Source organism: Microbacterium sp. bgisy207 (genome assembly GCF_965345035.1).
GTDB lineage: Bacteria > Actinomycetota > Actinomycetes > Actinomycetales > Microbacteriaceae > Microbacterium.
On the sequence record NZ_CBDRMG010000002.1, the window covers coordinates 161864 to 187976 of the forward strand.

The 26113-nt window shown below is 68.1% G+C and carries 28 protein-coding genes and 1 tRNA gene; 13 read left to right on the forward strand and 16 right to left on the reverse strand.

What is annotated here, in order from left to right:
* Window positions 1-3 precede the first annotated feature (3 nt).
* Complete coding sequence (locus ACSGC5_RS02415) at window positions 4-582, forward strand: isochorismatase family protein (RefSeq protein ID WP_434969009.1); 579 nt, start codon at window positions 4-6, stop codon at window positions 580-582.
* On the opposite strand, the gene ACSGC5_RS02420 is transcribed toward ACSGC5_RS02415, so the two are convergent.
* The 8 genes from ACSGC5_RS02420 to ACSGC5_RS02455 form a co-directional block, all read right to left on the reverse strand.
* Window positions 583-783 carry a hypothetical protein gene (locus ACSGC5_RS02420; protein ID WP_434969010.1) on the reverse strand — a complete coding sequence of 67 codons (201 nt, stop codon included), beginning with the start codon at window positions 781-783 and terminating at the stop codon, window positions 583-585.
* Between the two features lie 72 nt (window positions 784-855).
* Complete coding sequence (gene chrA, locus ACSGC5_RS02425; protein WP_434969012.1) at window positions 856-2103, reverse strand: chromate efflux transporter; 1248 nt, start codon at window positions 2101-2103, stop codon at window positions 856-858.
* Between the two features lie 64 nt (window positions 2104-2167).
* Complete coding sequence (locus tag ACSGC5_RS02430) at window positions 2168-2554, reverse strand: low molecular weight phosphatase family protein (protein WP_434969013.1); 387 nt, start codon at window positions 2552-2554, stop codon at window positions 2168-2170.
* Window positions 2551-3942 (reverse strand): FAD-dependent oxidoreductase, encoded by a 1392-nt coding sequence (locus ACSGC5_RS02435; RefSeq protein WP_434969015.1) that lies wholly within the window; start codon window positions 3940-3942, stop codon window positions 2551-2553. The genes ACSGC5_RS02430 and ACSGC5_RS02435 overlap by 4 nt, the downstream gene beginning before the upstream one ends.
* A gap of 38 nt (window positions 3943-3980) precedes the next feature.
* Complete coding sequence (locus ACSGC5_RS02440) at window positions 3981-4709, reverse strand: aquaporin (RefSeq protein WP_434969016.1); 729 nt, start codon at window positions 4707-4709, stop codon at window positions 3981-3983.
* 14 nt (window positions 4710-4723) lie between these two features.
* Window positions 4724-5365, reverse strand: coding sequence for an arsenate reductase ArsC (locus tag ACSGC5_RS02445; protein WP_434969017.1), 642 nt, complete (start codon window positions 5363-5365; stop codon window positions 4724-4726).
* Complete coding sequence (locus ACSGC5_RS02450) at window positions 5362-5778, reverse strand: arsenate reductase ArsC (protein WP_434969018.1); 417 nt, start codon at window positions 5776-5778, stop codon at window positions 5362-5364. The genes ACSGC5_RS02445 and ACSGC5_RS02450 overlap by 4 nt, the downstream gene beginning before the upstream one ends.
* 70 nt (window positions 5779-5848) lie before the next feature.
* Entirely contained in the window at window positions 5849-6748 is a 900-nt protein-coding gene (locus ACSGC5_RS02455; protein WP_434969019.1) for a metalloregulator ArsR/SmtB family transcription factor, read from the reverse strand.
* 51 nt (window positions 6749-6799) lie between these two features.
* Here ACSGC5_RS02455 and ACSGC5_RS02460 point away from each other — a divergent pair, with 51 nt between their 5' ends.
* The 4 genes from ACSGC5_RS02460 to ACSGC5_RS02475 all read left to right on the forward strand — a co-directional run bounded on the left by ACSGC5_RS02460 (window position 6800) and on the right by ACSGC5_RS02475 (window position 9473).
* Complete coding sequence (locus tag ACSGC5_RS02460; RefSeq protein WP_434969020.1) at window positions 6800-7594, forward strand: MOSC domain-containing protein; 795 nt, start codon at window positions 6800-6802, stop codon at window positions 7592-7594.
* A gap of 547 nt (window positions 7595-8141) precedes the next feature.
* Window positions 8142-8564 (forward strand): hypothetical protein, encoded by a 423-nt coding sequence (locus tag ACSGC5_RS02465; RefSeq protein ID WP_434969021.1) that lies wholly within the window; start codon window positions 8142-8144, stop codon window positions 8562-8564.
* A gap of 121 nt (window positions 8565-8685) precedes the next feature.
* Window positions 8686-9060, forward strand: a complete 375-nt coding sequence (locus ACSGC5_RS02470; RefSeq protein ID WP_434969022.1) for a PadR family transcriptional regulator — start codon at window positions 8686-8688, stop codon at window positions 9058-9060.
* Window positions 9061-9068: 8 nt separating this feature from the next.
* Window positions 9069-9473 carry a hypothetical protein gene (locus ACSGC5_RS02475; protein WP_434969023.1) on the forward strand — a complete coding sequence of 135 codons (405 nt, stop codon included), beginning with the start codon at window positions 9069-9071 and terminating at the stop codon, window positions 9471-9473.
* A 253-nt stretch (window positions 9474-9726) separates the two neighbouring features.
* On the opposite strand, the gene ACSGC5_RS02480 is transcribed toward ACSGC5_RS02475, so the two are convergent.
* Window positions 9727-9802: transfer RNA gene (locus ACSGC5_RS02480), tRNA-Lys, on the reverse strand.
* Window positions 9803-9917: 115 nt separating this feature from the next.
* On the opposite strand from ACSGC5_RS02480, the gene ACSGC5_RS02485 reads away from it, so the two are divergent.
* Window positions 9918-10169 (forward strand): antitoxin, encoded by a 252-nt coding sequence (locus ACSGC5_RS02485; protein WP_434969024.1) that lies wholly within the window; start codon window positions 9918-9920, stop codon window positions 10167-10169.
* Complete coding sequence (locus ACSGC5_RS02490) at window positions 10166-10594, forward strand: type II toxin-antitoxin system VapC family toxin (RefSeq protein ID WP_434969025.1); 429 nt, start codon at window positions 10166-10168, stop codon at window positions 10592-10594. Before ACSGC5_RS02485 ends, ACSGC5_RS02490 begins: the two co-directional genes overlap by 4 nt.
* A 111-nt stretch (window positions 10595-10705) precedes the next feature.
* Here the strand turns inward: ACSGC5_RS02490 and ACSGC5_RS02495 are convergent, their stop codons facing one another.
* Window positions 10706-11374 (reverse strand): fasciclin domain-containing protein, encoded by a 669-nt coding sequence (locus ACSGC5_RS02495; protein WP_434969026.1) that lies wholly within the window; start codon window positions 11372-11374, stop codon window positions 10706-10708.
* Window positions 11375-11494: 120 nt separating this feature from the next.
* Here ACSGC5_RS02495 and sigK point away from each other — a divergent pair, with 120 nt between their 5' ends.
* From sigK to ACSGC5_RS02515, 4 genes are all read left to right on the forward strand, one after another.
* Window positions 11495-12085: an ECF RNA polymerase sigma factor SigK gene (gene sigK / locus ACSGC5_RS02500; RefSeq protein WP_434969028.1), complete on the forward strand. Its 591-nt coding sequence runs from the start codon at window positions 11495-11497 to the stop codon at window positions 12083-12085.
* Entirely contained in the window at window positions 12082-12840 is a 759-nt protein-coding gene (locus ACSGC5_RS02505; protein WP_434969029.1) for an anti-sigma factor, read from the forward strand. The genes sigK and ACSGC5_RS02505 overlap by 4 nt, the downstream gene beginning before the upstream one ends.
* 30 nt (window positions 12841-12870) lie before the next feature.
* Entirely contained in the window at window positions 12871-13509 is a 639-nt protein-coding gene (locus tag ACSGC5_RS02510; RefSeq protein WP_434969031.1) for a DNA-directed RNA polymerase subunit beta, read from the forward strand.
* A gap of 323 nt (window positions 13510-13832) precedes the next feature.
* Entirely contained in the window at window positions 13833-14717 is an 885-nt protein-coding gene (locus tag ACSGC5_RS02515; protein ID WP_434969033.1) for an aminodeoxychorismate lyase, read from the forward strand.
* Window positions 14718-14883: 166 nt separating this feature from the next.
* Here the strand turns inward: ACSGC5_RS02515 and pstB are convergent, their stop codons facing one another.
* The 4 genes from pstB to ACSGC5_RS02535 all read right to left on the reverse strand — a co-directional run bounded on the left by pstB (window position 14884) and on the right by ACSGC5_RS02535 (window position 18963).
* A complete protein-coding gene (gene pstB, locus ACSGC5_RS02520; RefSeq protein ID WP_434969034.1) occupies window positions 14884-15663 on the reverse strand; it encodes a phosphate ABC transporter ATP-binding protein PstB in 780 nt (259 codons plus the stop codon).
* Between the two features lie 17 nt (window positions 15664-15680).
* The gene (pstA, locus tag ACSGC5_RS02525) at window positions 15681-16772 is read right to left on the reverse strand and encodes a phosphate ABC transporter permease PstA (RefSeq protein WP_434969036.1); all 1092 of its coding nucleotides are present in this window, start codon (window positions 16770-16772) and stop codon (window positions 15681-15683) included.
* Window positions 16772-17734, reverse strand: a complete 963-nt coding sequence (gene pstC, locus ACSGC5_RS02530; protein ID WP_434969038.1) for a phosphate ABC transporter permease subunit PstC — start codon at window positions 17732-17734, stop codon at window positions 16772-16774. Before pstC ends, pstA begins: the two co-directional genes overlap by 1 nt.
* Before the next feature lie 128 nt (window positions 17735-17862).
* Complete coding sequence (locus ACSGC5_RS02535) at window positions 17863-18963, reverse strand: phosphate ABC transporter substrate-binding protein PstS (protein ID WP_434969039.1); 1101 nt, start codon at window positions 18961-18963, stop codon at window positions 17863-17865.
* Between the two features lie 175 nt (window positions 18964-19138).
* Here ACSGC5_RS02535 and ACSGC5_RS02540 point away from each other — a divergent pair, with 175 nt between their 5' ends.
* Complete coding sequence (locus ACSGC5_RS02540; RefSeq protein ID WP_434969040.1) at window positions 19139-23158, forward strand: Pls/PosA family non-ribosomal peptide synthetase; 4020 nt, start codon at window positions 19139-19141, stop codon at window positions 23156-23158.
* Window positions 23155-24606, forward strand: a complete 1452-nt coding sequence (locus ACSGC5_RS02545; RefSeq protein WP_434969041.1) for a M1 family metallopeptidase — start codon at window positions 23155-23157, stop codon at window positions 24604-24606. Before ACSGC5_RS02540 ends, ACSGC5_RS02545 begins: the two co-directional genes overlap by 4 nt.
* Here the strand turns inward: ACSGC5_RS02545 and ACSGC5_RS02550 are convergent.
* On the reverse strand, window positions 24603-25157 hold the full coding sequence (locus tag ACSGC5_RS02550) for a chemotaxis protein CheY (protein ID WP_434969042.1): 555 nt from the start codon (window positions 25155-25157) through the stop codon (window positions 24603-24605). The two genes, ACSGC5_RS02545 and ACSGC5_RS02550, sit on opposite strands and share 4 nt — an antisense overlap.
* On the reverse strand, window positions 25154-26092 hold the full coding sequence (locus ACSGC5_RS02555; RefSeq protein WP_434969149.1) for an NUDIX hydrolase: 939 nt from the start codon (window positions 26090-26092) through the stop codon (window positions 25154-25156). Before ACSGC5_RS02555 ends, ACSGC5_RS02550 begins: the two co-directional genes overlap by 4 nt.
* Window positions 26093-26113 lie beyond the last annotated feature (21 nt).

A 26113-nucleotide genomic window follows, 5' to 3' on the forward strand; every position in this document is an offset into this window, starting at 1 on the left:
GGTATGGGTAGGGCACTGTTCATCGTCGACGTCCAGAACGACTTCACCGAGGGTGGGGCGCTCGGTGTCGAGGGTGGGGACGCCGTGGCCGAACGGATCTCGCGGTACCTCGTCACGCACGCCGAGGAGTACGACATCATCGTCGCCTCACGCGACTGGCACCATCCCGACCACGACAACGGCGGGCATTTCCATCCCGAACCGGACTTCGTCGACACCTGGCCGGTGCACTGCGTCAGCGGGACGGAGGGTGCCGAGTATGATCCCGCGTTCGATACGGCATCCGTCACCCACCATGTGAAGAAGGGCCAGGGCGAACCGGCCTACTCCCTGTTCGAAGGCACGACGGATGACGGGGCGAAAGTGTCGGATCTGCTCACGGCCCACGGGATCCTTGAGGTCGATGTCGCCGGAATCGCCACCGACTACTGCGTGCGCGCCTCGGTGCTCGACGCGATCGCGCACGGGCGTCGCGTGCGCGTGATCACGAACCTGGTCGCCGGGGTCGCCGCGGAGTCGAGCGAGGCAGCGCTCGCTGAGGTTGCGTACGCCGGCGCGCAGCTGGTCGAGATCTCGGTCTGATCAGGCGCCGCCCGACATCCTCGTCCAGGCCGCCTTGCCCTGCGCGCGCAGCGCTGCATCGTTCGGGGTGATGTCAGGGCTCTGGCCCGCCCGAAGCATGTCGTTATGGGGCTTCGTGCGCTCATCCGCGGTCAGAAACCGCCACGACACCCCGACCGCAGCGACGACGGCGAGGATCACGATCGCGAGGATGTACGGCATAGCGTCATCGTATGCCCGCCGCAGCGGGCAGGGGCGGGGGTTGCATGACCTGCCGGTATCTGCGTGGACAGATCAGTGGGCGCCGAGAGCCGCCAGCAGGATGCCGCCGGCACCGCCCACCAGTACCACGGCCCACGGCGGCAATCGCCAGGAGATCAGCAGCACGAAGCACGCGAGGGCCAGGCTGAATGATCCTGGTCCGATGATCGAGGTCGTGAACAGCGGATCGTAAAGAGCCGCCCCCAGGATGCCGACCACGGCGGCGTTTGCCCCCCGCATGAGTGCCTGCATCCAGGTCCGGGTCTGCAGCGCATTCCAGAAGGGGAGAACGCCGACCAGCAGGAGAAAGCCCGGCAGGAAGATCGCGGTCAGCGCGACCGCGGCGCCGAGCACGCCGCCGGGGCCGACTGTCGCGAGCGTGCCGAGGTAGGCCGCGAATGTGAAGAGCGGGCCCGGCATCGCCTGGACTGCACCGTAGCCCGCGAGGAACTGCTCTGGCGTCACCCACCCCGTCTCGACAACTCCTGCCTGCAAGAGCGGGAGCACGACGTGTCCGCCGCCGAAGACGAGGGCGCCGGCACGGAAGAAGGTGTCGAACACGGAGAGCGACCCGTTGCCGGTGAGCGCGGCGAGAACCGGCATCCCGAGAAGGATGACGACGAAGGCTGAGAGGCTGACGACACCGACACGCCGAGACACCGGGAAGCGCGTCAGCCCGGTGTCGCCGAGGCCGGCGACCGGCTGCGAACGGCACAGGATCAGGCCGGCCAGGGCGCCGAGCACGATCGCGAGCACCTGACCGATCGATCCGGCCAGGAGCAGAGCGATGACTGCGGCGACGACGGCGACCGAGGCGCGGCGCGCATCAGGCGTGAGGGTCCTGGCCATGCCCCAGACCGCCTGCGCAACGATGGCCACCGCGACGATCTTGAGGCCGGTCAGCAGGCCCTCGCCGATGACTCCCTCGAACAGCGCCGCCCCGAACGCGAAAGCGACCATGAGGATCGCCGAGGGCAGCGTGAAAGCAAGGAACGCCGCGACCGCGCCGAGCGCGCCGGCGCGGTGCAAGCCCATCGCGAAGCCGACCTGGCTCGAGGCGGGCCCGGGCAGGAACTGGCACAGCGCGACCAGATCGGCATATGCCTTGTCGGTCATCCACCGTCGGCGCGCCACGAGGTCATCGCGGAAATAGCCCAGGTGAGCGATGGGCCCGCCGAAGGAGGTCACGCCCAGCCGCAGGAACGCCCAGAAGACCTCCCACACCGACCCGCGTGCCGCGACGGATGCGGAGGAGGTCGTGTCTGGCTCGTCCGCGGTCACGGGCGGAGTCTACGGGGCGCGCCGTTCGTAGGGGTGAACCGCCGACGTCGGGTGCGCTGAACGGTCAGAGGCGAGCGGCGAGCTCGCGCACGCTGCGCAGAACATCCTCGCGCAGCCCGCGTGCCCCATCGGCATCCCAGTTGGCGGGGTCGGGGAACTGCCACTCGATGAGCTCTCCGGCGACCGGCCCGGGCAGGGCCAGGCCCGGCTTCATCGTGACGACGACGTCGGCGCCCGCGAGGTCCTCGGCAGTCACAGCGCGGGGTACGGCCGCGGAGGTGTCGATGCCGAGCTCGGCGAGGGTCGCGGCGATCGCGGGGTTGATGCTCGCGGCGGGGGAGAGGCCCGCGCTGGTGGCCACGACGCCCTCGGGTGCGACATGGTTCATGAGGTGGGCACCCAGCTGGGAGCGTCCGGCGTTGTGCTGGCAGATGAACAGGACGGTGGTCATGGCGTCTCCTCGAGCGGGGTGGGGGTGTGGTGGCGCTCCCAGGCCTGGGCCGCCACCTGTACGGCGTCCCACGGTGAGCCCAGCGGCGGCGTGTAAGAGAGGTCCAGCTCGCTGACCTGCGCGACCGAGAGTCCCGCGTACAGCGCGGTCGCGTACGTGTCGACGCGCTTGGCGGTCTCGGTGCCCAGCCGCCCGACCAGTTGTGCGCCGAGCAGCCGACCCGTCGCGCTGTCGCCGGTCACCCGGATGCTGATCGGCTGCGCACCGGGGTAATAGCGCTTGTGGTCGTCGGCGACAGCGGCGACAGTTGCCGGCTCGAAGCCCGCGGCGCGGGCCTCGTGGTCGCGAAGTCCCGTGCGCGCCGCGACAACGTCGAACACCTTGACGACCTGGGTGCCGACGGAACCGGCAAATCGCGCCGCGCCGCCCAGCGCGTTCTCGCCCGCGATCCGCCCCTGCTTGTGCGCCGTGGTGCCCAGCGGAAGGTACGTCTCGCCCAGCAGGCGGTGATGCGTGATGACGCCGTCACCGGCAGCGAACACGTGCGGAATCCCGGTTCTCATGGACTCGTCGACCACGACCGCGCGCCCGGCGCCCAATCGCGCACCGGCCTGCTCGAGCAGCGCCGTGATCGGTCGCACTCCGACGACCAGCAGGATGACGTCGGCGTCGTGGCTGACCGCTTCACCGTCGACCGTGGCATGTACGCGCAGTGCCGCACCGGTGCGCTCGACGCTGCGCACGATCGTGCGGGTGTGGACGGTCACCCCGTGAGCGACCAGCTCATCGTGCACGATCGACGCCAGCTCCGGGTCAAGCGTCGAGAGCACCTCGGGTCCTCGCTGCAGCTGGGTCACCGCCATCCCGCGCGCCGCGAAGCCCTCGGCCATCTCGAGTCCGACGTATCCGGCGCCGATGATGATGGCAGTGCGCGGCTGGCGCTCCTGCAGGTCGCGTTCGAGCGCGAATGTGTCGCCCATCGAGTGGATGACGTGCACGCCGTCAGCCGGGCCGAGCTCTTCGAGCCCGTCGATCCCGGCGCGCGAGGGGAGCGCCCCCGTGCCGACGATCAGTTCGTCGTACGCGATCTCGGACTCGCCGCCCTCCGTGTCGCGCACCGAGAGACGCCGCGCTGCCGTGTCGATGCGCGTGGCCAGGGTGTCCAGGCGCAGCGCCATCCCTGTCGCTTCCAGATCGGCGTGCGTCCGGTGCGCGAGACTTTGCCACGGTGAGACATCACCGGAGAAGTAGTAGGGGATGCCGCAGATCGAGTAGTTGGGATAGCTGTCGGCGACCACCACGGTCACCTCGGCACCGGCGTCCAGTTCTCGCGCCCGCAAGGCGGCGGAGATTCCGGCATCGCTGCCGCCGACCACGACGATATGCATGGTGCTCCTGGTGGTGAAGGGTCAGGGTCGGGTCGGTTTCAGCGGCTCTCAGCGTCCAGCTGCGGGATGACGATCTCTTCGGCGGCATCCGTGACGTGGGGGAACAGCAGCATCGCCGCGAACACCGCGATCGCGGCTCCGACCAGCTGCGCACCGATGAACGGCAGCACCGACGACGCCCCGATTCCCGCAAACGTATCGCTGAAGAGGCGCCCGACGGTGACGGCAGGGTTGGCAAACGATGTCGAACTGGTGAACCAATACGCGGCACCGATGTACGCGCCCACGGCCGGAGCCGCTGCAGCCCCCCGGCCGGTGCGCGCGAGTGCCACGATCAGCAGGATCAGCCCGAACGTCGCGACGACCTCGGCCAGGAGCGTAGCCGGGGTTGCACGATCGGTCGTCGACAGGCTCGTCGGGACGTCGAACATGAGGTTCGCGAGGACGGCCCCGCCGATGGCGCCCGCGATCTGCGCGATCACGTACACCGCGAGAGTCGGTGCCGATAGACCGACCCGGCGGCGTCGGCCGAGCAGCCAGTCCACGAACGAGACGGCGGGGTTGAAGTGGGCGCCCGAGACGGGCCCGAGCATCAGGATCAGCACGGCCAGGCCCAGGGCTGTCGCGATGCTGTTCGCGAGCAACTGGATGCCGACATCCTCGGACAGGCGGGTCGCCATGATGCCCGAGCCGACGACGACCGCGACGAGCAGTCCGGTACCGAGGAACTCCGCGAAAGCGCGGCGAAGCAGAGGAGCGGGGTGCACGGTGCGGGGGCCGATCAGCCGACGAGCTCGGTGACGAGCGTTTCGACGCGGCGTCGGATCTCGTCCCGGACTTCGCGGACACCATCCAGGTCGAGCCCCGCCGGATCCGTGAGCTCCCAGTCGAGGTAGCGCTTACCCGGATAGACCGGGCACGCGTCCCCGCAGCCCATCGTGATGACAGCGTCCGCCGCGCGCACGACATCGTCGGTCAAGGGCTTGGGGAACTCCTCGTCGACGTTGATGCCGATCTCTTCGAGCACCGTGACGACACTCGGCAGGATCGACACCCCCGGCTGCGATCCGGCGGAGCGGACGTGAACACGATCGCCGGCGATGGCGCGGGTGAGCGCAGCGGCCATCTGCGAACGTCCCGAGTTCTGCACGCACACATACAGCACCTCCGGCGCCGGCTTGGCAATGAGGCCCTTGGACTGGGCGAGCGCGGTCAGGCGGTCGCGCGCGAACTTCTCGGCCAGGCTCGCCAGGTGGGTGTCCACCCGCGCGGTGCGGGCAAGCGCCGTGTACGACTCGAACACGACCCGCTCGACGGTCTCTTCGTTCACGATGCCCGCGAACTGGTGGGCCAGTCGCTGCGTCGCGCGACGCAGGGTCGCCTCGACCGAAAGCAGCGGATCCTGCCCACGTCCGGCGCTCATGCCCGTTCTCCTGCCGGGACCAGCTCGGCGATGAGGTTCTCCACGCGCCCGCGAATGTCGTCGCGGATGATGCGCACGCTCTCGATGCCCTGGCCGGCCGGGTCGTCGAGCTGCCAGTCCTCGTAGCGCTTGCCGGGGTAGATGGGGCAGGCGTCCCCGCATCCCATCGTGATGACGACGTCGGATTCCTGCACCGCCTGAACCGTCAAGACCTTCGGGGTGTTGCCCGCGATGTCGATGCCCTCTTCGGCCATCGCCTGGACGGCGACGGGGTTGATCTGATCCTTGGGCTGGGAGCCGGCCGAGCGCACCTCGATCTGGCCGCCCGAGAGTGCCTCGAGGTACCCAGCGGCCATCTGGGACCGGCCGGCGTTGTGGACGCAGACGAACAGGACGGTGGGCTTGACACTCATGGGGTCACCTTTCTCGAGGGCTTCGAGAAAAGCATAGACCACGATCTATTGATTTGTCACTCGAGTGTCGTCATCCGTGGCGCGCGACCGGGCCGCGCAGATCGGCGAGCAACCCGCGCACGCGTCGTTCGATGTCGTCGCGGATGCCGCGCACGGCCGCGAGGGGTTTGCCGACGGGGTCTTCGAGGTCCCAGTCGAGGTACCGGCGCCCCGGGTAGACCGGGCACGCGTCCCCGCATCCCATCGTGATGACGACATCCGCGGCGCGGACGGCCTCGTCGGTCAAGGGCTTGGGGAACTCATCGCCGATCGTGACGCCGATCTCGTCGAGCGCCGTCACGATGGTCGAGCGCACCTCGGCGGTCGGGGCCGACCCTGCCGTGCGCACGGTCACGGCATCTCCGGCGAGATGCCGCAGGATCCCGGCTGCCAACTGTGACCTGCCCGCGTTCTGGACGCACACGAACAGGACGCTCGGTGGGGTGTCGGCGTCGATGGCGGGCGCCGACGAGCGAGCGATCGCCTCGAGTCTGCTCGCGGCGAACGAGAACGTCCGTGACGCCAGCAGCGCGGAGCCTCCCGCGGCGAGGCGCTCATGACTGTCGGCGACGACCTCGCGGATCTCTGTCGGATCAATGCGACCGTCGAAGCGTGTTGTGAGATCGTCGACGATCCGATCCAGGTCGACGGCTGCCGTCTCGCGCGGGCGCCCGAGAATCGCGTCGACCCGCTGCTCGGCATCCGGTGCGACCGAGTACCAGACCTGACGGCCCTCGGGTTCGCGGACCACGATCCCGTCGGTCAGGAGCGTCTTCATGTGGTGGCTCACGGTCGGTTGCCGCAGTCCCAGCTCGGTGGCAAGGCGCCCCACGAGCACTCTGCCGTCGGGCGAGGTGCGCATGAGGTGCAGGATGCGGGCGCGCGTCGGGTCCCCCAGCGACGTGAGCGCGGCATCCGTTCCAGCATCCATCGATCGCAGTCTATTCGATTGTCGTCGCGGAGGGCGTGCGACGATGTGTGCATGGGGACTGTCGCGGCACTGTTCCGGTATCCCGTGAAGGGCTTCACGCCGGAGGAGCGCGACGAGCTGGTCGTGCAGCCCGATGGGCGGATCGAGGGCGATCGGGTCCTCGCATTCCGGTTCGCGAGCGCCGTCGAGCCCGAGCGCGTCGACGGCCTCGACCACTGGCCCAAGAGTCAGGGACTCGCGCTCATGGATGTGCCCTCGCTGGCCCGACTTCGCCTGGCCTACGACGCAGAAAGCCGTCGGCTGCGCATCACGGACGGCTCCCGCGTGCTCGTCGACGCGGGGCTCGACCCCGACGGTCGGCGCGAGATCGAGGCGGCGGTGACGGATGCCGTGACCGCCGGTCCGGATGCGCGCAGGCTGCGCGGTGCGGGGCGGCTCCCACTGCGGCTGGTCGGCGACGGCGCGAATGCCCGGTTCCAGGACCGCGCTCGCGGCTACATCTCGCTTCACACGTCAGCATCCGTCGCTGCGATCGACAGTCTCGTCGACGTCCCGGTCGACGATCGCCGGTTCCGATCGAACATCGTCGTCTCGGGTGTGCCTGCTTGGGACGAGCTCACCTGGGGTGGGGTCGTGAGGATCGGCGCGGTGCGTTTCGTGGTGTCGGAACCCATCCGGCGCTGCACCGCCATCATGGCCAATCCCGACAGCGGGGAGCGGGATGCGAACCTGCTGCGCATCCTGACGACGCAGTTCGATCAGGCCGCACCTACCCTCGGCGTCCTGCTGCTTCCCGTCGAAGGCGGCGGAGTCATCCGTGTGGGAGATCACGTCGAGGTCGAGTGACCGAGGTGCTGAGAGGGCACCCGCGCCGGTTGAGTCTGCGCGAGAGAGGGTTTCCGGCAACGGGGGTAGCCGTAAAGTCGCGTACGTGTTCAGAACCGTCGGACTATCCGGTGTCCTCATGGCTGCCCTCCTGCTGGGCGCGTGTTCGACCGCCGATCACCGACCGGCTCCTCCGGCCGAGGCGCCTGGGTATTTTGGCAACCCGACACTGACCGGAACGCCTCTCGACCTGATTGGCGACCCCCTGAAGGCATGACGGCGATAGCGCACGGACCTGTGCTTGTGATCACCACAGTGGGGTCGGGGAGCTGCCCCTGGGTGCCGGCGGCCGACTCGATAGACGATGAGCAGATGGTCATTTCCGTCGAACTGACTGCATGGGGTATCGCAGGCGAATGCACCGCGGACTCCGCGCCGCGAACGTTCGAACTGCCGATGGACCGAGACGTCAGTCAGTACGTCCTGCGTGTGTCGGCTGTGCCCCCGAGATGATCATCGCCGGGATCCCCGGAAACGCCCTTCTGGCGATTTTTCGAGTAACGCTGACATGGTGGGGCTCGTGAACGCGTACTCGAGAAAATCGGTGGACGCGGCTCGCTTCCGTAAATTGGCTGTTCTAACAGAGGTGCGGGCCGTCACGGAGCGACTGGTTCCGCGCCAGGCCAAGCGGCTCACGTCTGCCGAGATTGCCGAGTTCTGTGAAGCGTATCGCCGTGGTGGCAACGTTCGGGAGTGGGCGCGGAAGCTCGACGTGCACCGCTCGACGTTGCACGAGATCGTGCGAAGACAAGGTCTCGAGCGTCTATCCGGAATCGTGACGCCTGAGCAGCAGGTCTTGGCGGACGCTTATGCCCAGGGGGCGACGCTGGCCGAACTCGCAGCTCAGCACCAGATGGGACCGAACCGGGTTGCCCGGCAGTTGCGGGCGGCTGGTGTGGAGCTTCGTCCGCGTGGTCGGCGCCCGTCCTAGGCAGGTGGGATCGGCAGGTTGAGCATAGGTGTCACTGATCGTGAAGCAGTGTGTACTTGCCCACGGGCCTGAGTGGCACGCGCTTATTGACATGAATTATATCGGGAGTATAATACTAGGCATGCATAACCGTCCGTCCGTTACCGGTCTACTTGAGAGCTGGGAGAGCGTTTTTCGGCAGGGTCTCCTCACGTTCTGGACGTTCGTAGTTCTCGATCGTGAGGCCTCGGATGTGACCATGATCCGGCACGGCGTTGAACGGATGAGCGGCGGGACTTATCGTCCGTCGGAGCAGGTGCTCTACCGGCAGCTACGTCGGCATGCGGATGTCGGGCTCGTGGATCGCCGTCAGGAACCGACCCGCCATGGTCCCCCGAGAAACCTGTTCTCCTTGTCTGAGCTAGGGGTAACCGTTCTCGAGTCGTTCGCTGCTCGGAACATTCTTCCGTTCGCCGCAGCTGAAGTGCAGGCGATCATCGAAAGAGGCGCCAAATGAACCTCGCCGTGATTCGAAACACAAATCTCAAGTGGTTCATGCTCGTGAACACGCTGACGACGATCGCTTTCTTGCCGGCAATGGCATGTGCGGTCGCGCAGCAGAACGAAGTGGCGACGATCTGGGCTGCCGCGGTGTACGGGGGCGTCTGGTTCTTGTCTGGCCTCATCTGCGGGATCGCGGACGGGGCGAGTTCACGTGGGCTGCACCGAGAACTTGCCTACGCCTCATTCATGTTCGTGTGCGCCTTCTACATACTCCTCGCGGGCCGCATCTTCTGGTCGAGCATTCTCCCGCTCGGTTGGATCGAGACGACTCTCGCCGCAGCAGTGTGTGCCCTGGCGGTCGCGCTGATACAGATCTACAGCCGCCGCAATCACGCGGGATACACGCGCGACGAACTATTCAAATAGCCCGGCCGGCGAGTCATCGACGGGACGCTCTTGGTTGTGCGCGCTACAACACCATCGGTACATCCGACAGGGGTGACTCAAACGTCCGAAACGTGTACCGATGCCAAGACCCCTCATGGGGTTCGAAAAAAGAGAACAGAGGTCAGGCCGCGAATCGGGCGTACAGGCGGGATGAACCGTGATGTACCGACCGGGCGCCGAGATGCAAGAAATCACCCTGGTCAGAGGGTGATTCGGGAATAGTTCGGTTTTGTGGTGGGCCCGGAGGGGCTCGAACCCTCGACCCGCGGATTAAAAGTCCGATGCTCTACCGACTGAGCTACAGGCCCCAGGCCTCCCAGCCTACTTCGTGCGCGCTCGGCGTTCGACGGCGCCCCGGAAGCGAGATCTCCGGATCGCTCCCGCGCATCAAAGCATCATCGATTCGGATGAGATGATGCTCGCGTGCGCACGACGATCACCCTGACCCCCGCCGCGGAGGAGGCTGTGCGCAAGGTCATGCGAGAGCGCGGGCTGTCGTTCAAGGATGCGGTGAATTCGGCGATCCTTGCGGGGCTTGCACCCGACGCGGCTGCGCCCTTCGAGACTCCCGTTCGTCAGCTCGGGCAGGCGCGCGTTCCGCTAGATCGGGCTCTGGCTCTCGCGGCCGATCTCGAAGATGAGGCCATCGCGCAGAAGCACGAACTCGGCAAATGAAGCTGGTCGATGCCAATGTCCTCCTCTATGCCGTGGACGCTGACGCCCGCCACCACACGGAGGCCAAGGCGTGGCTCGACGGCGCCTTGAGCGCCAGCGAGACCGTGGCGATCCCGTGGGTGTGCGCCCTGGCGTTCGTGCGTTTCACGACCAGTCCGCGCATCTTCCCGCATCCGCTCGACCCCGACGACGCGTTCGACATCGTCAACCGGTGGATGAGGTGCCCGAGCGTTGTGAGCCCCGAGCCGGGGGCAGGACACCTCGACCGGATGCGCTCCCTGCTCGCTGTGACCGGAACCGGCGGGAACCTCGTGACGGATGCGCACCTTGCCGCCCTCGCGATCGAGAATCGCGCCACGGTCGTGACCTTCGACGGAGACTTCGCACGCTTCCCTGGCGTCACGTGGCGCCGACCCGGGGACTGAGTCAGCCCACTGGCATCCGTAGGCGCAGTGCCGGACGCAGCGGAGCCGCCGGCATCCGAAGACACCGACGGCTCCACTACCCCTCCACCCTGGGGGATCGCCAACCGGCGCTCACATGGGAGGCATGAGCACCGTGTCGACGAGGTAGACGGTCGCGTTGGCGGTCTGGACCCCGCCGCAGATGACCATGGCGTCGTTCACCATGAGCTCGTCGCCCGAGCCGGTCACCTCGACGTCGGCGCCCTGCACGGTCGCGTGGGTGCCGGGGAGGTCCTCCGGCAGGATCTGACCGGGAACCACGTGGTAGGTGAGGATCGAGGTCAGTAGCGCTGAGTCGGTCGACAGCGTGTCGATCGTGGCCTGGTCGATCTTCGCGAAGGCGTCATCGACGGGCGCGAAGACGGTGAACTCGCCGCCGTTGAGGGTGTCGACCAGATTCACGTCGGGGTTCAGCTGACCGCTGACGGCCGCCGTGAGGGTCGTCAGCAGCGGGTTGTTGGATGCTGCCGTGGCGACGGGATCCATCGCCATGCCGTCGACCGATCCGGCCCCGGAAGGCACAGCCTCGGCATACTCCATGCAGCCCGGTCCCACGAGGTAGGCGGCGGCGTCCATCTCCTCCATGTCGTCCATGGGTGCGGTCTCTTCGGCCATCGGCGTTTCGGCCATCTCGTCATCCGTGCCCTCCGTGCTCGCGGTGGAGCAGGCGGACAGGGCGAACGCGGCGACGAACGCCAGCGAGGCGCCGGCTGCGATGCGGGACTTCTTGGTGATCAGCATTGTTCCTCCGGTGTATTCGGAGCCTCGTCGGGGCTCTCGATCGTCCGCACGTGCGGCGTACACAGGGGTCTTCGGAAGCGCGGCGACATCGGATGGGAAATCATGCGGCATGCTGGATCCATGGTGATCGACGGCATGGACGTGCCAGACGACGGGACGGATGCCGTCGATCACGTCGCCGAGCTTCTCGAACGCACTGCGCGTGGAGATCAGCAGGCGTTCGCGAGCCTCTACGACATGCTTTCGGCGCGGGTCTTCGGACTTATCCTGCGGGTTCTGGTCGATCGTTCCCAGAGTGAGGAAGTCCTCCAGGAAGTGTTCCTGGAAGTGTGGCAATCCGCCGCCCGCTTCGCTCCGAACAAGGGACAGGGCAGGTCCTGGGTGCTGACGATCGCACACCGCCGAGCCGTCGACCGCGTGCGGTCGTCGCAGGCGAGCGTCGAACGCGACATCCGGATCGGGTTCCGTGACATCGACGTCGCCCACGACGGGGTCGCCGAGCAGGCGGAGCTGCGGATCGAGAGCCGACGGGTGACAGAGGCTCTCGCCGCCCTTCCCGACTCACAGCGCGAGGCCCTGACTCTCGCATATTTCGGGGGTTACAGTCAGAGCGAGATCGCGGCGCTTGTGGGAGCGCCGCTAGGAACAATCAAAACCCGGATGCGTGACGGACTGTCGCGCCTGAGAGCAGAGATGGGGGTGGCCTCATGAACGAGAAGGAGTTCGCCGAGCTGTCGGCGGCGTCGGCGTTGGGCGCCCTCGACGCCGAGCAGCAACAGACCTTCGATCTCGCCCTCGCGATGCATCCGGAGTGGCGAGGCATCGCCGAGCGCGACCTCGAGACGGCTGCCGCTCTCGCCGACTACACGCCCGAGGTCGAGCCGCCCGCAGAGCTTCGGCACCACATCCTTACGCGCATCGCGCTGGCACCACAGACGGATGCCGTTCCTGTCGGCGCTGAACCGCGACCGAACACCGGTGTGATCCAGACGCGATCGCGAACGCGGTGGATGCGGAGCATGTTCGCGCTCGCAGCATCCTTCGTCCTGCTGGTCGCGCTCGGGTTCACGGCCGTGAGCGTCAACGACTGGCTCAATCGTCCGTCCGACGCCGTCCTCGCGCTGGAGCAGGTGCGGGCGGCGCCGGATGCCCAATCCGCGGCGGCCGAGATCGAGGGCGGCGAAGGAGAGTCCACGGTCTACTGGTCGCAATCCCTCGGCAAGGCCGTGATCGTGTCGGACGGGCTGCCGCAGATCCCCGATGACCGCAGCTTCGAACTGTGGTTCATCCGGGACGATGTCCCGATCGCAGCGGGCGCCTTCGACCCCAGCGGCGGCGAGCAGGACACGTGGCTGCTGCAGGGCGAAATGGAGCCCGGGGACGTCATCGCGATCACTGTCGAACCCCAGGGCGGGTCGCCGGATGGTGTTCCTTCCGGCGACGCGATCGTTGCAATTCCGACCTGAGCCGAGGCCGTCGCGACTACCCTGGAGCGAGTGACTGACGACTCCCGGCCCTATCACAAGCCCGTGCGCAGACCCGCGGAGCTGTTCGACCGGCTGTTCGCGGCGGAAGACCCCGCAGAAGTATCCCGGGTGGCCCATTCGACGGCGCAGGCGCTGCTGTCTCGCGTTCGCGCCGACCCCGACGAGGCCGTGGTGGAAAGGCTCGTGGCGTTCACTGCTGAGCACGGCATCGACGACATCGCGGAGTTGTGGTCCCGCTCGCCAGCCAAGACCCTTCCCGGGGCGTTGTGGCGGCTGTATCTGGTGCAGCTCATGATCCACGACGACCCGCTCACCGCGGCGCTTACCTATGAGCGCGGACGCGCCGCGCTCGAGACCGCCGACGCGCTCATCGCCGGGGCGCCGGTGCCCGCGAGCCCGGACGAGCTCGTGACACTCGTCGACACGATCCTTCGGGGGCTTTTCCGGGGCGATTTTGCCGTCGCCCTCGATCGCGCTGCCGCGTTCTGCCGTGTGCAGGCCGCTGGCGCCACCTACCTCGCCGACGATTACGACGCGACCGAGTCCGACCGCAGCGCCGCCTTCACGACCCGAGCCCTGCGACTGAGCGACTACGCATCCGATCTGAGCGCGTGCGCGGCCCTGTGGCGTCGCGAATCCCTCACCTGACCCGGCGCGCCGCGCCGCCGGCATCCTCGCGCGCCCCCTGGCGCGAACCCACAGCATCCGTCGCGAACCCTCCGGTTTCGGGCGCCGGATGCTGTGGGTTCATGCGGAAATGTGTGGGTTGGGCATCCAGACGGTGCGTCCGGAAAGGGTGCGCGCCCGAAGGACAGCCCGCAGGTCGGGCAAGAAAGTGCCGGGCCGCAGAACGCCTCTCGGCGCGTGGCCGCTCGTAGCGGCAGAAGATGGAGCCCGGGGTTACTGCGGCCCGGCTACCCCAGTCTAACCGCCACGACGCGGTGGGTATTCCGCCGCGTAGGCTTCATCTCATGCCCACGACGTATGCCCTCATGATCCAGCCGGTCGACGTGGATGCTGACCGCACGGACTTCGCAGACACGTTCGCGCCTGTCGACCCCGAGGCGCCGGCGTTGAGCGTCGGGGAATTGAGCACACAGCGCGGGGACGGCATCTTCGAGTCGATCGGTGTCGTCGACGGGCACGCACAGGAAGTCGACGCGCACCTCGAGCGGCTGGCTCACTCCGCGCGTATCTGCGATCTTCCCGCACCGCATCTCGCACAGTGGCGAGCGGCCATCGACGAGGTCGCCGCGCACGCGAGCGCGGGGGAGTCGGTGATCAAACTCATCCTCAGTCGCGGGATCGAGCACGGACCGACTCCGACGGCGTGGGCGACTCTTGCGCCGGCAGCGGACTTCACGGCTGCGCGGGAGCGCGGCATCCGTGTCGTGACCCTCGATCGCGGGTACGACTCGACCGTTCCCGCCCGAGCACCCTGGCTGCTCCTGGGCGCCAAGACCCTCTCGTATGCCGTCAACATGGCCGCGCTTCGCGAAGCCCGGCGGCGCGGGGCGGATGATGCGATCTTCACCACGACCGATGGTTTCGTGCTCGAGGCGCCCACCGCCTCGCTCGTGCTGCGTCGCGCAGACCGCTTCACGACGCCGGCGCCGACGGGCGGCATCCTGCATGGCACGACGCAGCTGAGCCTCTTCGCCCACCTCGAACAACGGGGGTTCGAGACGGGCTACGAGCAGATCCCGACGGATGCCCTCGCGACCGTCGATGCGGCCTGGCTGGTCTCGAGCGTCCGCCTCGCCGCGCCGATCACCGCCGTCGACGGCGTCGCGATCCCGACGGATGCCGCATTCACGGCGGGTCTGAACGCCTATCTGCTCAGCCCCCGCGACTGACGCTCGTCCTCGCCGCGAGAGGGCAGCGCCGTTACGACGGCCTGCCGCCGAGTGTGCCGATCACCGATGCCTCGGCCCGGCGTATCGGCTAGGGAATGCGCCGTTGCGACCGAACGAGAGAGGGGGCGCGGCCTGATCGCCACGCCCCCTCATCCAAAACGGATGCTTACCCGAAGCGGCCCGAGACGTAGTCCTCGGTGTCCTTGACCTTCGGGCGCGTGAAGATCGTCGTGGTCTCGTCGTACTCGATGAGCTTGCCCGGCTTGCCGGTCCCGGCGATGTTGAAGAACGCCGTCTTGTCCGACACGCGCGAGGCCTGCTGCATGTTGTGGGTCACGATCACGATCGTGTACTCGCTCTTGAGTTCCTCGATCAGGTCCTCGATGGCAAGGGTCGAGATCGGGTCGAGCGCCGAGCACGGCTCATCCATCAGCAGCACGTCGGGCTCGACGGCGATGGCGCGGGCAATGCACAGGCGTTGCTGCTGACCGCCCGAGAGGCCCGAACCCGGGCGGTCGAGGCGATCCTTGACCTCGTTCCAGAGGTTCGCGCCCTGCAGCGACTTCTCGACGAGCGCGTCCTGGTCGCTCTTGGACATGCGCTGGTTGTTGAGCTTGACGCCGGCGAGCACGTTCTCACGGATCGACATCGTCGGGAACGGGTTGGGGCGCTGGAAGACCATGCCCACCTGACGCCGCACAAGCACGGGGTCGACGCCGGGGCCGTAAAGGTTGTCTCCGTCGATGAGCACTTCGCCCTCGACCCGGGCGCCGGGGATCACCTCGTGCATCCGGTTGAGCGTGCGAAGGAAGGTCGACTTGCCGCAGCCGGAGGGGCCGATGAAGGCCGTCACCGAGCGGGGTTCGATCGCGAGCGAGACGCCTTCGACGGCGAGGAAGTTGCCGTAGTAGACGTTGAGGTCGTTGACATCGATGCGCTTGGACACGGATATTTCCTTCGGGTTCAGCGACCGGTCTTGGGCGCGAAGAACTTCGCGACAAGGCGGGCGGCGAGGTTGAGCACCATGACGATGAGGATCAGGGTCAAGGCCCCGGCCCAGGCGCGGGCGATAGCCGAGTCGGGGCTGGTGCCTTGGTTGGCGTACTGGTTGTAGACGAACACCGGGAGGGTCATCATGTTCCCGTCCCAGATGTTCCAGTTCATGCTCTGGGTGAAGCCTGCCGTCAGCAGCAGCGGAGCGGTCTCACCGATGACGCGGGCGATGGCGAGCATGATTCCGGTCGTGATACCGGCGATGGATGTCGGGAGCACGACCTTCGCGATGGTGAGCCACTTGGGCACACCGAGCGCGTAGGACGCCTCGCGTAGTTCGTTCGGGACGAGGCGCAGCATCTCCTCGGAGGAGCGTACGACGACCGGGATCATGAGCACGCTCAGCGCGATGGCACCCTCGAAGCCCGACGAATATCCCGCGCCGAAGAAGATCACGAACACCGCGTAGGCGAACAGACCCGCGACGATCGACGGGATGCCGGTCATGACGTCGACGAAGAAGGTGATGGCCCGAGCGAGCTTGCCGCCGTTGCCGTACTCGACCAGGTAGATCGAGGTCATCAGGCCGATCGGCACCGAGATGATCGTCGCGGTCAGCGTGATCAGGAGCGTACCGACGATCGCGTGGGCAGCGCCGCCGCCGGCGCCGACGACATTTCGCATGGACTCGCTGAAGAAGGCGATGTCGAAGCGAGCGAGACCGTTGACCAGGACCGTGAACAGCAGCGATACCAGCGGCAGCAGGGCGACGATGAACGCTGCCGAGACGACCGCGGTGACGAACCTGTCGGTCGCATTACGGCGTCCCTCGACGATGGATGCGACCACGAAGATGAGCACCGCGTAGAGGACTGCGCCGAGGAAGACGGTTGCGACGATGTTGAAGTTCGCGATCGGCTGGCCGAGGTTGACGAGGAAGAAGACCAGGCCCATGACCAGCCAGGAGCCGAGGAGCAGGAGCCAGCTGGTTCCCTTGGGAAGCCGCCCGTTCGCGAAGTGGTTCGCGGTGGGACGGGACTCGGTAGCAGTAGCGGTGGTCATCAGTTGGCTCCCGAGAATTCAGCGCGGCGGTTGACTATCCAGCGAGCGATCGCGTTGACGGCGAAGGTGACCACGAACAGGACCAGACCGGTCGCGATCAGGACGCTGATTCCCGTGCCGTAGGCCTCAGGGAAGCTGAGCGCGATGTTGGCGGGGATCGTGGTCGGGTTGGTTGCTGTCAGCAGCTCGAAGGTGACCACGCCCGACACCGAGAGGACCATCGTCACGGCCATCGTTTCACCGAGCGCTCGACCCAGAGCGAGCATCGCCGCCGACACCATTCCGCCGCGGGCGAAGGGCAGCACGGCCATCTTGATCATCTCCCACCGCGTCGCGCCGAGCGCGAGGGCTGCCTCTTCGTGGAGGACCGGGGTCTGCAGGAACACCTCGCGAGAAATCGCGGTCATGATCGGAAGGACCATGATCGCCAGGACGAGCGCCGCCGTGAGGATGGTGCGTCCCGTGGCCGAGACCTGGCCGCTGAAGAGCGGGAACCATCCGAGGTAGGTGTTCAGCCAGACGTAGAACGGCTGGACGAAGCCGGCGAGGACGAGGCCGCCCCAGAGGCCGAAGACCACCGAGGGGACGGCGGCGAGAAGATCGATGATGTAGCCGAGGACCGCGGCCGCGCGCCGCGGCGCGTAGTGGGAGATGAACAGGGCGATTCCGATCGCCACCGGCGCTGCCATGACCAGCGCGAGAATCGACGACCAGATCGTGCCGAAGATGAGCGGCCAGACGTACTCGAGGAACGATGTGCCCTTGAGGATCGGGTTCTCGTCAGCGGGGGTCGTGAATGCGGGAACGCTCTCGGCGATGAGGAAGACGGTGACCGCCGCGAGCACGACCAGGATGGTGATCCCGGCGCCCAGTGCCGTCCCCGAGAAGATCACATCCCCGGGTCTCTTGCGGGCTGTGATCTTTGTCGCGGTTACCGGCCCCGCGTCCGTGCTCGTCGCCATGTACGTGTCCTTCGTGTCGAGTCCGGGTCAGGCTCAGCGAGGATTCCGGGAGGTCCGGCCCCCTTGCTCAGCCTGCCCGGTTCGGTCCATCCGTGAATGTACCGAACCGGGCAGTCGCGGGGAAGAGATCAGCCGATCAGTGCGATCGCAGCGTCGACCTGCTCACGCAGCGACTCGGAGATCGGAGCCGAACCGGCGTTCTCGGCAGCGGCGTCCTGACCCTCGGGGCTGGCGACGTAGGTGAAGTACGCCGACACGAGCTCGGCGGTGTTCGCGTCTTCGTACTCGATGCAGCCGATCAGGTAGCTGATGAGGGCGATGGGGTAGACCCCGGCCTCTTCGGTCGCGTAGTCGATCTCGATCGAGAGGTCACCCTCGCCGCGGCCCTCGACGAACGGCGACGCGTCGACGATCGCCGCAGCAGCCTCAGCCGAGTAGGGGACGAACTCGCCGCCGACACCGACGGAGACGGTGCCCAGGCCGGAGACCTGCGAGGAGTCGGCGTAGGTGATGGTTCCGTTGCCGCTCTTGGTCGCGTCGACGACACCCGAGGTGCCCTGCGCAGCCTCGCCGCCCTCGATCGGCCACACGCCGTCGGCCTCGTAGGTCCACACGGTCGGTGCGGCCTGCGAGAGGTAGTCGGTGAACGTCTCGGTGGTGCCCGAGTCGTCCGAGCGGTGAACCGGCGAGATCGCCAGGTCGGGGAGCTCGACCCCCTCGTTGAGGCTCGCGATGGCCTCGTCGTTCCAGTTGGTGATCGTGCCCGCGAAGATGCCCGCGATGACGTCGGGGGTCATGTTCAGCGAGTCGATGCCCTCGAGGTTGAACGCGACGGCGATCGGGGCGATGTAGATCGGCAGCTGGACGATGCCGGCCTCACCGTCGTTCGCGCACGCGGCGAAGGAGCCCGCGAGCTCCTCGTCGTTGAACGAGCGGTCCGAACCGATGAACTGGCTGGCGCCGGCGACGAAGTTCTCGCGGCCCGTGCCCGAACCGGTGGGCTCGTAGTTGACGGTGACGTCGGGGTTCGCCGTCTGGAAGCCGGCAACCCACGCCTCCTGAGCGGCGGTCTGCGCGGACGAACCCGTGCCGCCGATCGTCCCGGAAAGAGTGGACTCCATCGGCTCTTCGGTCGAGCCGCCGCTGGACTCGTTGGTGGCGCAGCCGGCGAGTGCGAGAGTGGCGACAGCTGCGACAGCGCCCAGCTGGGCGAAGCGGTTGATCTTCACTGTGAATCCTTCACTGTGTCAGGTTTTCGTGAGTGGCCCGGTGCAGGGCACGCAGGCGACGCTAGACAGCGACTCTTAAGGGTTCGGTTGGTAGAGGTGAACACGAGGTAAACGGGCTCAGGCGGTCTGCGGTGTGTGCGGCTCACGCGGCCATGGTCGCGGGTACCGTCGTACGGTGACCCACGACCAGTCGAGCGTCCTCGATCGAGCCGCCCTCGCCTCCTCGCCGCGGACTCTCATCGACGTCCTCCAGGAGACAGTGCGCCGCCACCCCGAGGCCTCCGCGATCGATGACGGTGCCGGCGCCGCCCTGAGCTATCGCGAGCTCGCAGCGCGGGTCGCCCTCACCGCCTCGCGCCTTGCCTCGGCGGGCGTGGGGCATGGGGACCGCGTCGGCATTCGCATGACCTCGGGAACCAAGGAGCTGTACATCGCGATCCTCGGGGTCATGGCCGCGGGCGCCGCGTACGTGCCCGTCGACGCCGATGACACCGAGGAACGCGCCGCGCTCGTGTTCGGAGAGGCGGGTGTCAGAGGTGTCATCACGGGTCGGGGGCTCTACTCCCCGGCTCACGGCGCGCCCGGTGACGATCCGGCCGAACCGTCGGATGTGACAGCCGAGATCCCGCGCGTGGACGAGACGGATGACGCCGACGACGCGGGAGATGAGGACCTCTTCGCCGGCGATGCCCCCGCCGGCCACACACGCGCGCTCGACATCCTGCGGCAGCCCGAGCCCGACGACGATGCGTGGATCATCTTCACCTCGGGCTCGACGGGAGTCCCGAAGGGCGTGGCGGTCACGCATCGCTGCGCGGCGGCGTTCGTGGATGCCGAAAGCCGTCTCTTTCTCCAGGACGAGCCGCTCGGCACCGCCGACCGGGTGCTCGCCGGGCTTTCGGTGGCCTTCGACGCATCCTGCGAAGAGATGTGGCTCGCGTGGGCGCACGGAGCCTGCCTCGTTCCCGCTCCGCGATCGCTCGTGCGGTCGGGAGTCGATCTCGCGAACTGGCTTGCGCGGCAGGGAATCACCGTGATCTCGACGGTGCCCACTCTCGCAGCGATGTGGCCGAGCGCGACGATCGACAACGTCCGCCTGTTGATCTTCGGCGGCGAAGCCGTGCCACCCGAGTTGGGCACGCGTCTTGCGGCGGAGGGCCGCGAGGTCTGGAACACGTACGGCCCTACCGAGGCGACGGTCGTCTCGTGCGCGGCGCCGTTGGTGCCCGATGCTCCCGTCCGGATCGGGCTTCCCCTGGAGGGATGGGCGCTCGCGGTCGTCGATGCGGGCGGCACCCCGGTCGCGGAGGGGGAGAGCGGCGAGCTCATCATCGGCGGGGTGGGGCTCGCTCGCTACCTCGACCCGGTGAAGGATGCCGAGAAGTACGCGCCGATGCCGACCCTCGGGTGGGAGCGCGCCTACCGCTCGGGAGACCTCGTCCGCTACGAACCCGAGGGTCTCGTCTTCCTCGGACGTGCCGACGACCAGGTCAAGATCGGCGGACGCCGCATCGAACTGGGCGAGGTCGAGGCTGCTCTCCAGGATCTTCCCGGGGTGACCGCGGCGACGGCAGCCGTGCGGACCTCGGACGCCGGGAACCCCGTCCTGGTCGGCTACATCGTGGTGGACGAGCCCGACGGTTTCGATCGTGCGGCGGCACGGGCCGCTCTGGTCGAGCGGTTGCCGGCCGGCATCATGCCGCTGTTCGCGCTGCTGCCCGATCTGCCCGCGCGCACCTCGGGCAAAGTCGATCGTGCCGCGCTGCCGTGGCCGGTTCCCGGCGCCGAGCAGCCGGTCGCGGGTCTGTCCACGAACGAGGCATGGCTTGCCGAGCAGTGGCAGGCGGTGCTGGGCTTTCCCGCCGATGACCGCAGCTCGGATTTCTTCGATCTCGGCGGCGGATCCCTTGCGGCGGCGCAGCTGGCATCGCGGGTGCGCGTGCGGCTTCCGGAGTTCACCGTCGCCGACATCTACGACATGCCGCGGCTCGGGGCGATGGCTTCCCTGCTTCCCGACACGGATGCCGACGACGGGGCCTCGGCGGGCGAGTACCGTCGGTCGCTCCCGACGCCTGCCACGACCGGGATCGTGCAGACCCTCCTGGGTGTGCCGCTGTTCATCCTGTCGGGCATCCGGTGGCTGCTCTACCTGCTCACCGCCGGCATGCTCCTGCAGCTCACGGGAGGTTTCGAGTTCCTCCCGGACGTCCCGTGGTGGGTGCTCGCGGCGGGACTGGTCGTGTTCGCGACGCCGTTCGGTCGCATGGCGATCGCGGTCGGCGCGGCCCGGGCACTGCTTGCCGGGCTCCAGCCCGGGGACTACCCGCGTGGCGGCAGCATCCACCTCCGCCTCTGGCTCGCAGAGCAGATCGCCGACCAGGTCGACGCCGTCGGACTCGTCGGCGCGCCGTGGGTGACCTATTACGCGCGAGCCCTCGGCGCGTCCATCGGCCGCGATGTCCACATGCACACGCTGCCTCCGATCACGGGGATGCTGCAGGTCGGCGACAATGCGGCGATCGACCCCGAGGTCGACCTCAGCGGCATGTGGGTCGACGGCGACACGGTGCGGGTGGGGGGCATCCGGATCGATGCGGATGCCGTGATCGGCGCCCGCAGCACGCTCGCCCCGGGCACCAAGATCGGGCAGCGCGCCCGCGTCGCTCCCGGCTCCGCCGTGTTCGGCCGGGTCAAGCCCGACCAGGCGTGGGCCGGTTCGCCCGCCGTGCGCGTGGGCGAGCCGGCGGCCGACTGGCCTCCCGGACGCGCGCCGGCTCCGCACCGCTGGCTCTGGGCCTACATCGTCTCGGCCCTCGCACTCGCGCTGCTGCCGATCGTCGCCTTCGCTGCCGGTGGTGGCCTGATGGCCCTCGCGATGCGGAACGCGGCGACGCTCGGTGAGGCGGCGCTCATCGGTCTCGCGTGGCTCGTGCCCGGCATCCTGACGGCGGGCGTGGTGTTCGCGGGCACCGTCGTGCTCGCGGTACGGCTGCTCTCGCTCGGTCTTCGTGAGGGGTCCTACCCGGTGCGCAGCCGGCTCGGCTGGCAGGTCTGGACGACCGAGCGCCTTCTCGACTCGGCACGGACGGTGCTGTTCCCGCTCTATTCGAGCCTGTTCACCCCCGTCTGGCTCCGAATGCTGGGGGCCTCGGTCGGGCGCAACGTGGAGGCCTCGACGGTGCTGCTGATTCCCGCGATGACGACGATCGAGGATGGCGCGTTCCTCGCCGATGACACGATGGTCGCCTCCTACGAGCTCGGTGGCGGGTGGATGCGGGTCGATCGCGTGAAGATCGGCAAGCGTGCGTTCGTGGGCAACTCCGGGATGGTGGCACCGGGCCACCGCGTTCCCAAGGACGGCCTCATCGCGGTGCTGTCGGCGGCGCCGGCGAAAGCGAAGGCGGGGTCGTCGTGGCTCGGGTCGCCGGCGGTGCGTCTGCGGCGTGTCGCCGCGACCGTCGACGAGTCGCGCACGTACGAGCCGCCCGCGGCGCTTCGCGTGGCTCGCAGTCTGTGGGAGCTGCTGCGGATCGTCCCGGTGCTGGTGACCGGACTGATCGGGTTCGCGGTGATGATGTGTCTGGCTGCCCTCTGGCAGGCGATCGGCCCTTGGTGGACGGTGGTGCTCTCGGGGATCGTCATGCTCGCTGCCGGCGCAGCGGCGGCAGCTGCCACGACCGCGGCCAAGTGGCTCCTGGTGGGCCCCATCCGCGCCGGCGAGCATCCGCTGTGGTCGAGCTTCGTGTGGCGCACCGAGGTGGTCGATACGTTCACGGAGATGGTGGCAGCGCCATGGTTCGCTCGGGCGGCATCCGGAACCCCGGCGCTGACGGTGTGGCTGCGTTCGCTCGGCGCACGGGTCGGACGCGGGGTATGGTGCGAGTCGTACTGGCTGCCCGAGCCCGATCTGGTGCATCTGGGGGATGGATCCACCGTCAATCGGGGCTGCGTCGTGCAGACGCACCTCTTCCATGATCGGATCATGAGTATGGATGCCGTGGTACTCGAACCCGGTGCGACTCTCGGGCCGCACTCTGTGATCCTCCCCGCGGCCACGATCGGTGCGCACGCGACCGTGGGACCCGCTTCCCTCGTCATGCGGGGCGAGACCGTCCCGGTCGGTTCGCGGTGGAGCGGGAACCCGATCGGTCCGTGGCGTGCAGTCAAGATCCGCGCTTACGCGGCGGCGCCGTGAGCTCGGGTATCGGGAGTCGCGATGGCTCCACCGCGGACGGCTCCGCCCCGGCGGATGCCCGCGCCCATGACTCCTACACGCCTCAGAGCGGCGATCCGTCCTTCGACGTCGACGCGTATGACCTGGATCTGACCTACCGGGTCCGCACGAATCGGCTCGAGGCCCGCGCGACCTTGCGCATCCGCCTGCTCGCCGCGACCTCCTCGATCGCGCTCGACCTGATCGGTCTTCGCGTCAGCCGGGTGCGGATCGAGGGGCAGCGACGCACCGCGCACACACAGGGTCCGCGCAAGCTGCGGGTCACGCTGCCGCGCACGATGCAGCCGGGGGAGACGGCGACCCTCACGATCGAATACGCGGGCGCACCCGCTCCCCGACGGTCGCGTTGGGGGGCGATCGGGTGGGAAGAGCTCACGGAGGGTGCGCTCGTCGCTTCTCAGCCGATCGGGGCGCCCACGTGGTTCCCGTGCAACGATCGTCCCGGCAATCGGGCGAGATACCGTATCCGGGTCACGACGGATGCCGAGTACACGGCCGTCGCAACCGGGGTGCTGCAGTCCCGGACTCGCTCGGGCGGGCAGGTCACGGCCGAGTATGTGATCGGCGTTCCTGCGGCGACATATCTGGTCGCCGTGTACGTCGGGCGGTTCGAGTCCCTCCGACTCGACGATCGCATCGTGGTAGCCGCGCCCGCCTCGTTGCGTGCGGACGTGAAGCGCGCCCTCGATCCCGTACCTCGCATGATGGCGGCCTTCGAAGAGCGGTTCGGGCCGTACCCGCAGGATGACTGCACGATCGTTGTGACCTCGGACCCCCTGGAGATCCCCCTCGAGGCGCAGGGAACAGCCGTGTTCGGCTCGAACCACCTCGATCCCGCTTCCGAGCGCCTCGTCGCTCACGAGCTGGCCCACCAGTGGTTCGGCAACAGCGTCGGCGTCGCGCAGTGGCGCGACATCTGGCTCAACGAGGGCTTCGCGTGCTACGCGGAGTGGTTGTGGTTCGAAGCGGCCGGGGTCGAATCCGCCGATGCCGCTGCGCGACGGGCGCACGCGAAGCTCGCGGGTCTCGCTCAAGACCTCGTGATCAGCGATCCCGGCGCTGACCTGATGTTCGATGACCGTCTGTACAAGCGGGGGGCGCTGGCCCTTCACGCCGCGCGACTGACGATCGGCGATGACCCGTTCTTCGACCTCCTTCGAGGCTGGGGGGCCGCGTACGCTCACGAGTGCGTGACCACCGAGGATTTTCGGCGCTTCGCCTCCCACAGCGGGCACGACCTCGAAGGACTGTGGGATGCCTGGCTCGACGCCCGCCCGCTGCCCGACCTGCCCGCTCGCGCCCGGACGGCGCGTGCCCGGACCGCGGCGAAGTCCGCACCGAAGGCGGCATCCAAGAGCTCCGCGAAAGCGTCCTCCAAGCGCGCGTCGAAGAAGAAGTCCAGCCGCTAGTCGCGCGCGATCGCGGCACTCACGAACACCCCGGGCGGTCCGGCAAGGTCCCAGCCCGCGATGGTGCCTCCGTGCCCGGGGACATGGGCGTGCCACGCGCCCATGTCGGCGGCTGACGCGTCGGTGCCACCGCCCCGTCCTCGCGTGACACGCACCGTTCCGGGTTCCACGCGAAGCCCCCGACGGTCGGCCTTGAGCGCGGCCTCCACCCGCACCCAGTCCCGCACTGTCGCAGATCCCGCGCCCAGGACGCCCGCAAGGCCCGCGCGTTCGCGCCGCTCATCGTCCTCGGGTTCGGCATCCACCCCCACGGCGCCGGCATGCGACGGGACGACAGCCACCAGCGCCCACCCGCCCGCATAGGTGACGCTCGCCGTCACCGCGGCGCCCTCGATCCGGACCGGGCCGTGGTCGCCGCCGCACCGGGGGCACGGATTCGATATCCGGATGCCGGGATTGCCGACGACCTCGCGAAGCAGTCGCCATGCGACCTTGCGCCGGTCATCACCGGCACTGACGGCGGCCCACCCGAGCCGGATGAGCCCGCTCACGCGGGAGGCTGATGCGTCTCGATCGCGACGATCCCCGAGCCCGGGTTGTCGGTGGACAGGTGAACGACGGAGAAGCCCGCCGTCGACAGTGCGGAGGCGTTGCCCAGGTGCGAACCCATGAGCGACCCCGTGGCCATCGCGAGCTCCTCGATGATCTCGGGAAGCACCGGACCGTGGCTGCACAGCACGGCGGGCTTGCGGGCCCGAACGCGTTGGCCCACGATGGTGCGCGCGTCGCTGGACCCCTCCTCCCACGCGTCCTGACTGATCAGAGGCGAGTAGTCGACGCGGCGCCCGAGCGCTGCCGACAGGGGGCCGACGGTCTTCACGCACCGCACCGCAGGGCTCGAGACGATGCGGCGCACACCGAAGGCCAGCAGCGGACCGACGAGAGCGTTGGCCTGCTTGCGTCCGCGCGGTGCCAGCGGGCGCGAGGCATCCGTCCCGTCCCACTCATCGGCGGGAACGGCCTTCGCGTGGCGCAGCGCGATGACGGGGAACGTGCGCAGCACATCCTTGTCGCGGATCTCGAGGAACTTGTCCAGGATCTCGATGTCGACGGGGTAGCTGAGCTTCGCGCGCGCCTTCTTCACCGAGACCCACTCCAGCGCGGCGATCTCTTTGTTGGGGACGAACGACGACGCTTTGATGGCGGCATCCGTCGCCTCGGCCGCCCAGTAGTGCACGACCTTCTCGCGCTTGGAGGGCATGTGGTAGGTCGAGATCCCCACGGGAACGCCCAGCGACACCCGGATGCCGGTCTCTTCGTGGATCTCCCGCACAGCGGTTTCGGCGAGCGTCTCGCCCGGGTCGACCTTGCCCTTGGGGAGGGTGACGTCGCGGTACTGCGTGCGGTGGATGAGCAGAATGCGCAGTTTTCCCTCGACAATGCGCCACAGCACGCCGCCGGCAGCGTAGACGGTGTTCTCGGCCATCGTGGGGTCGGGGACGGTGAG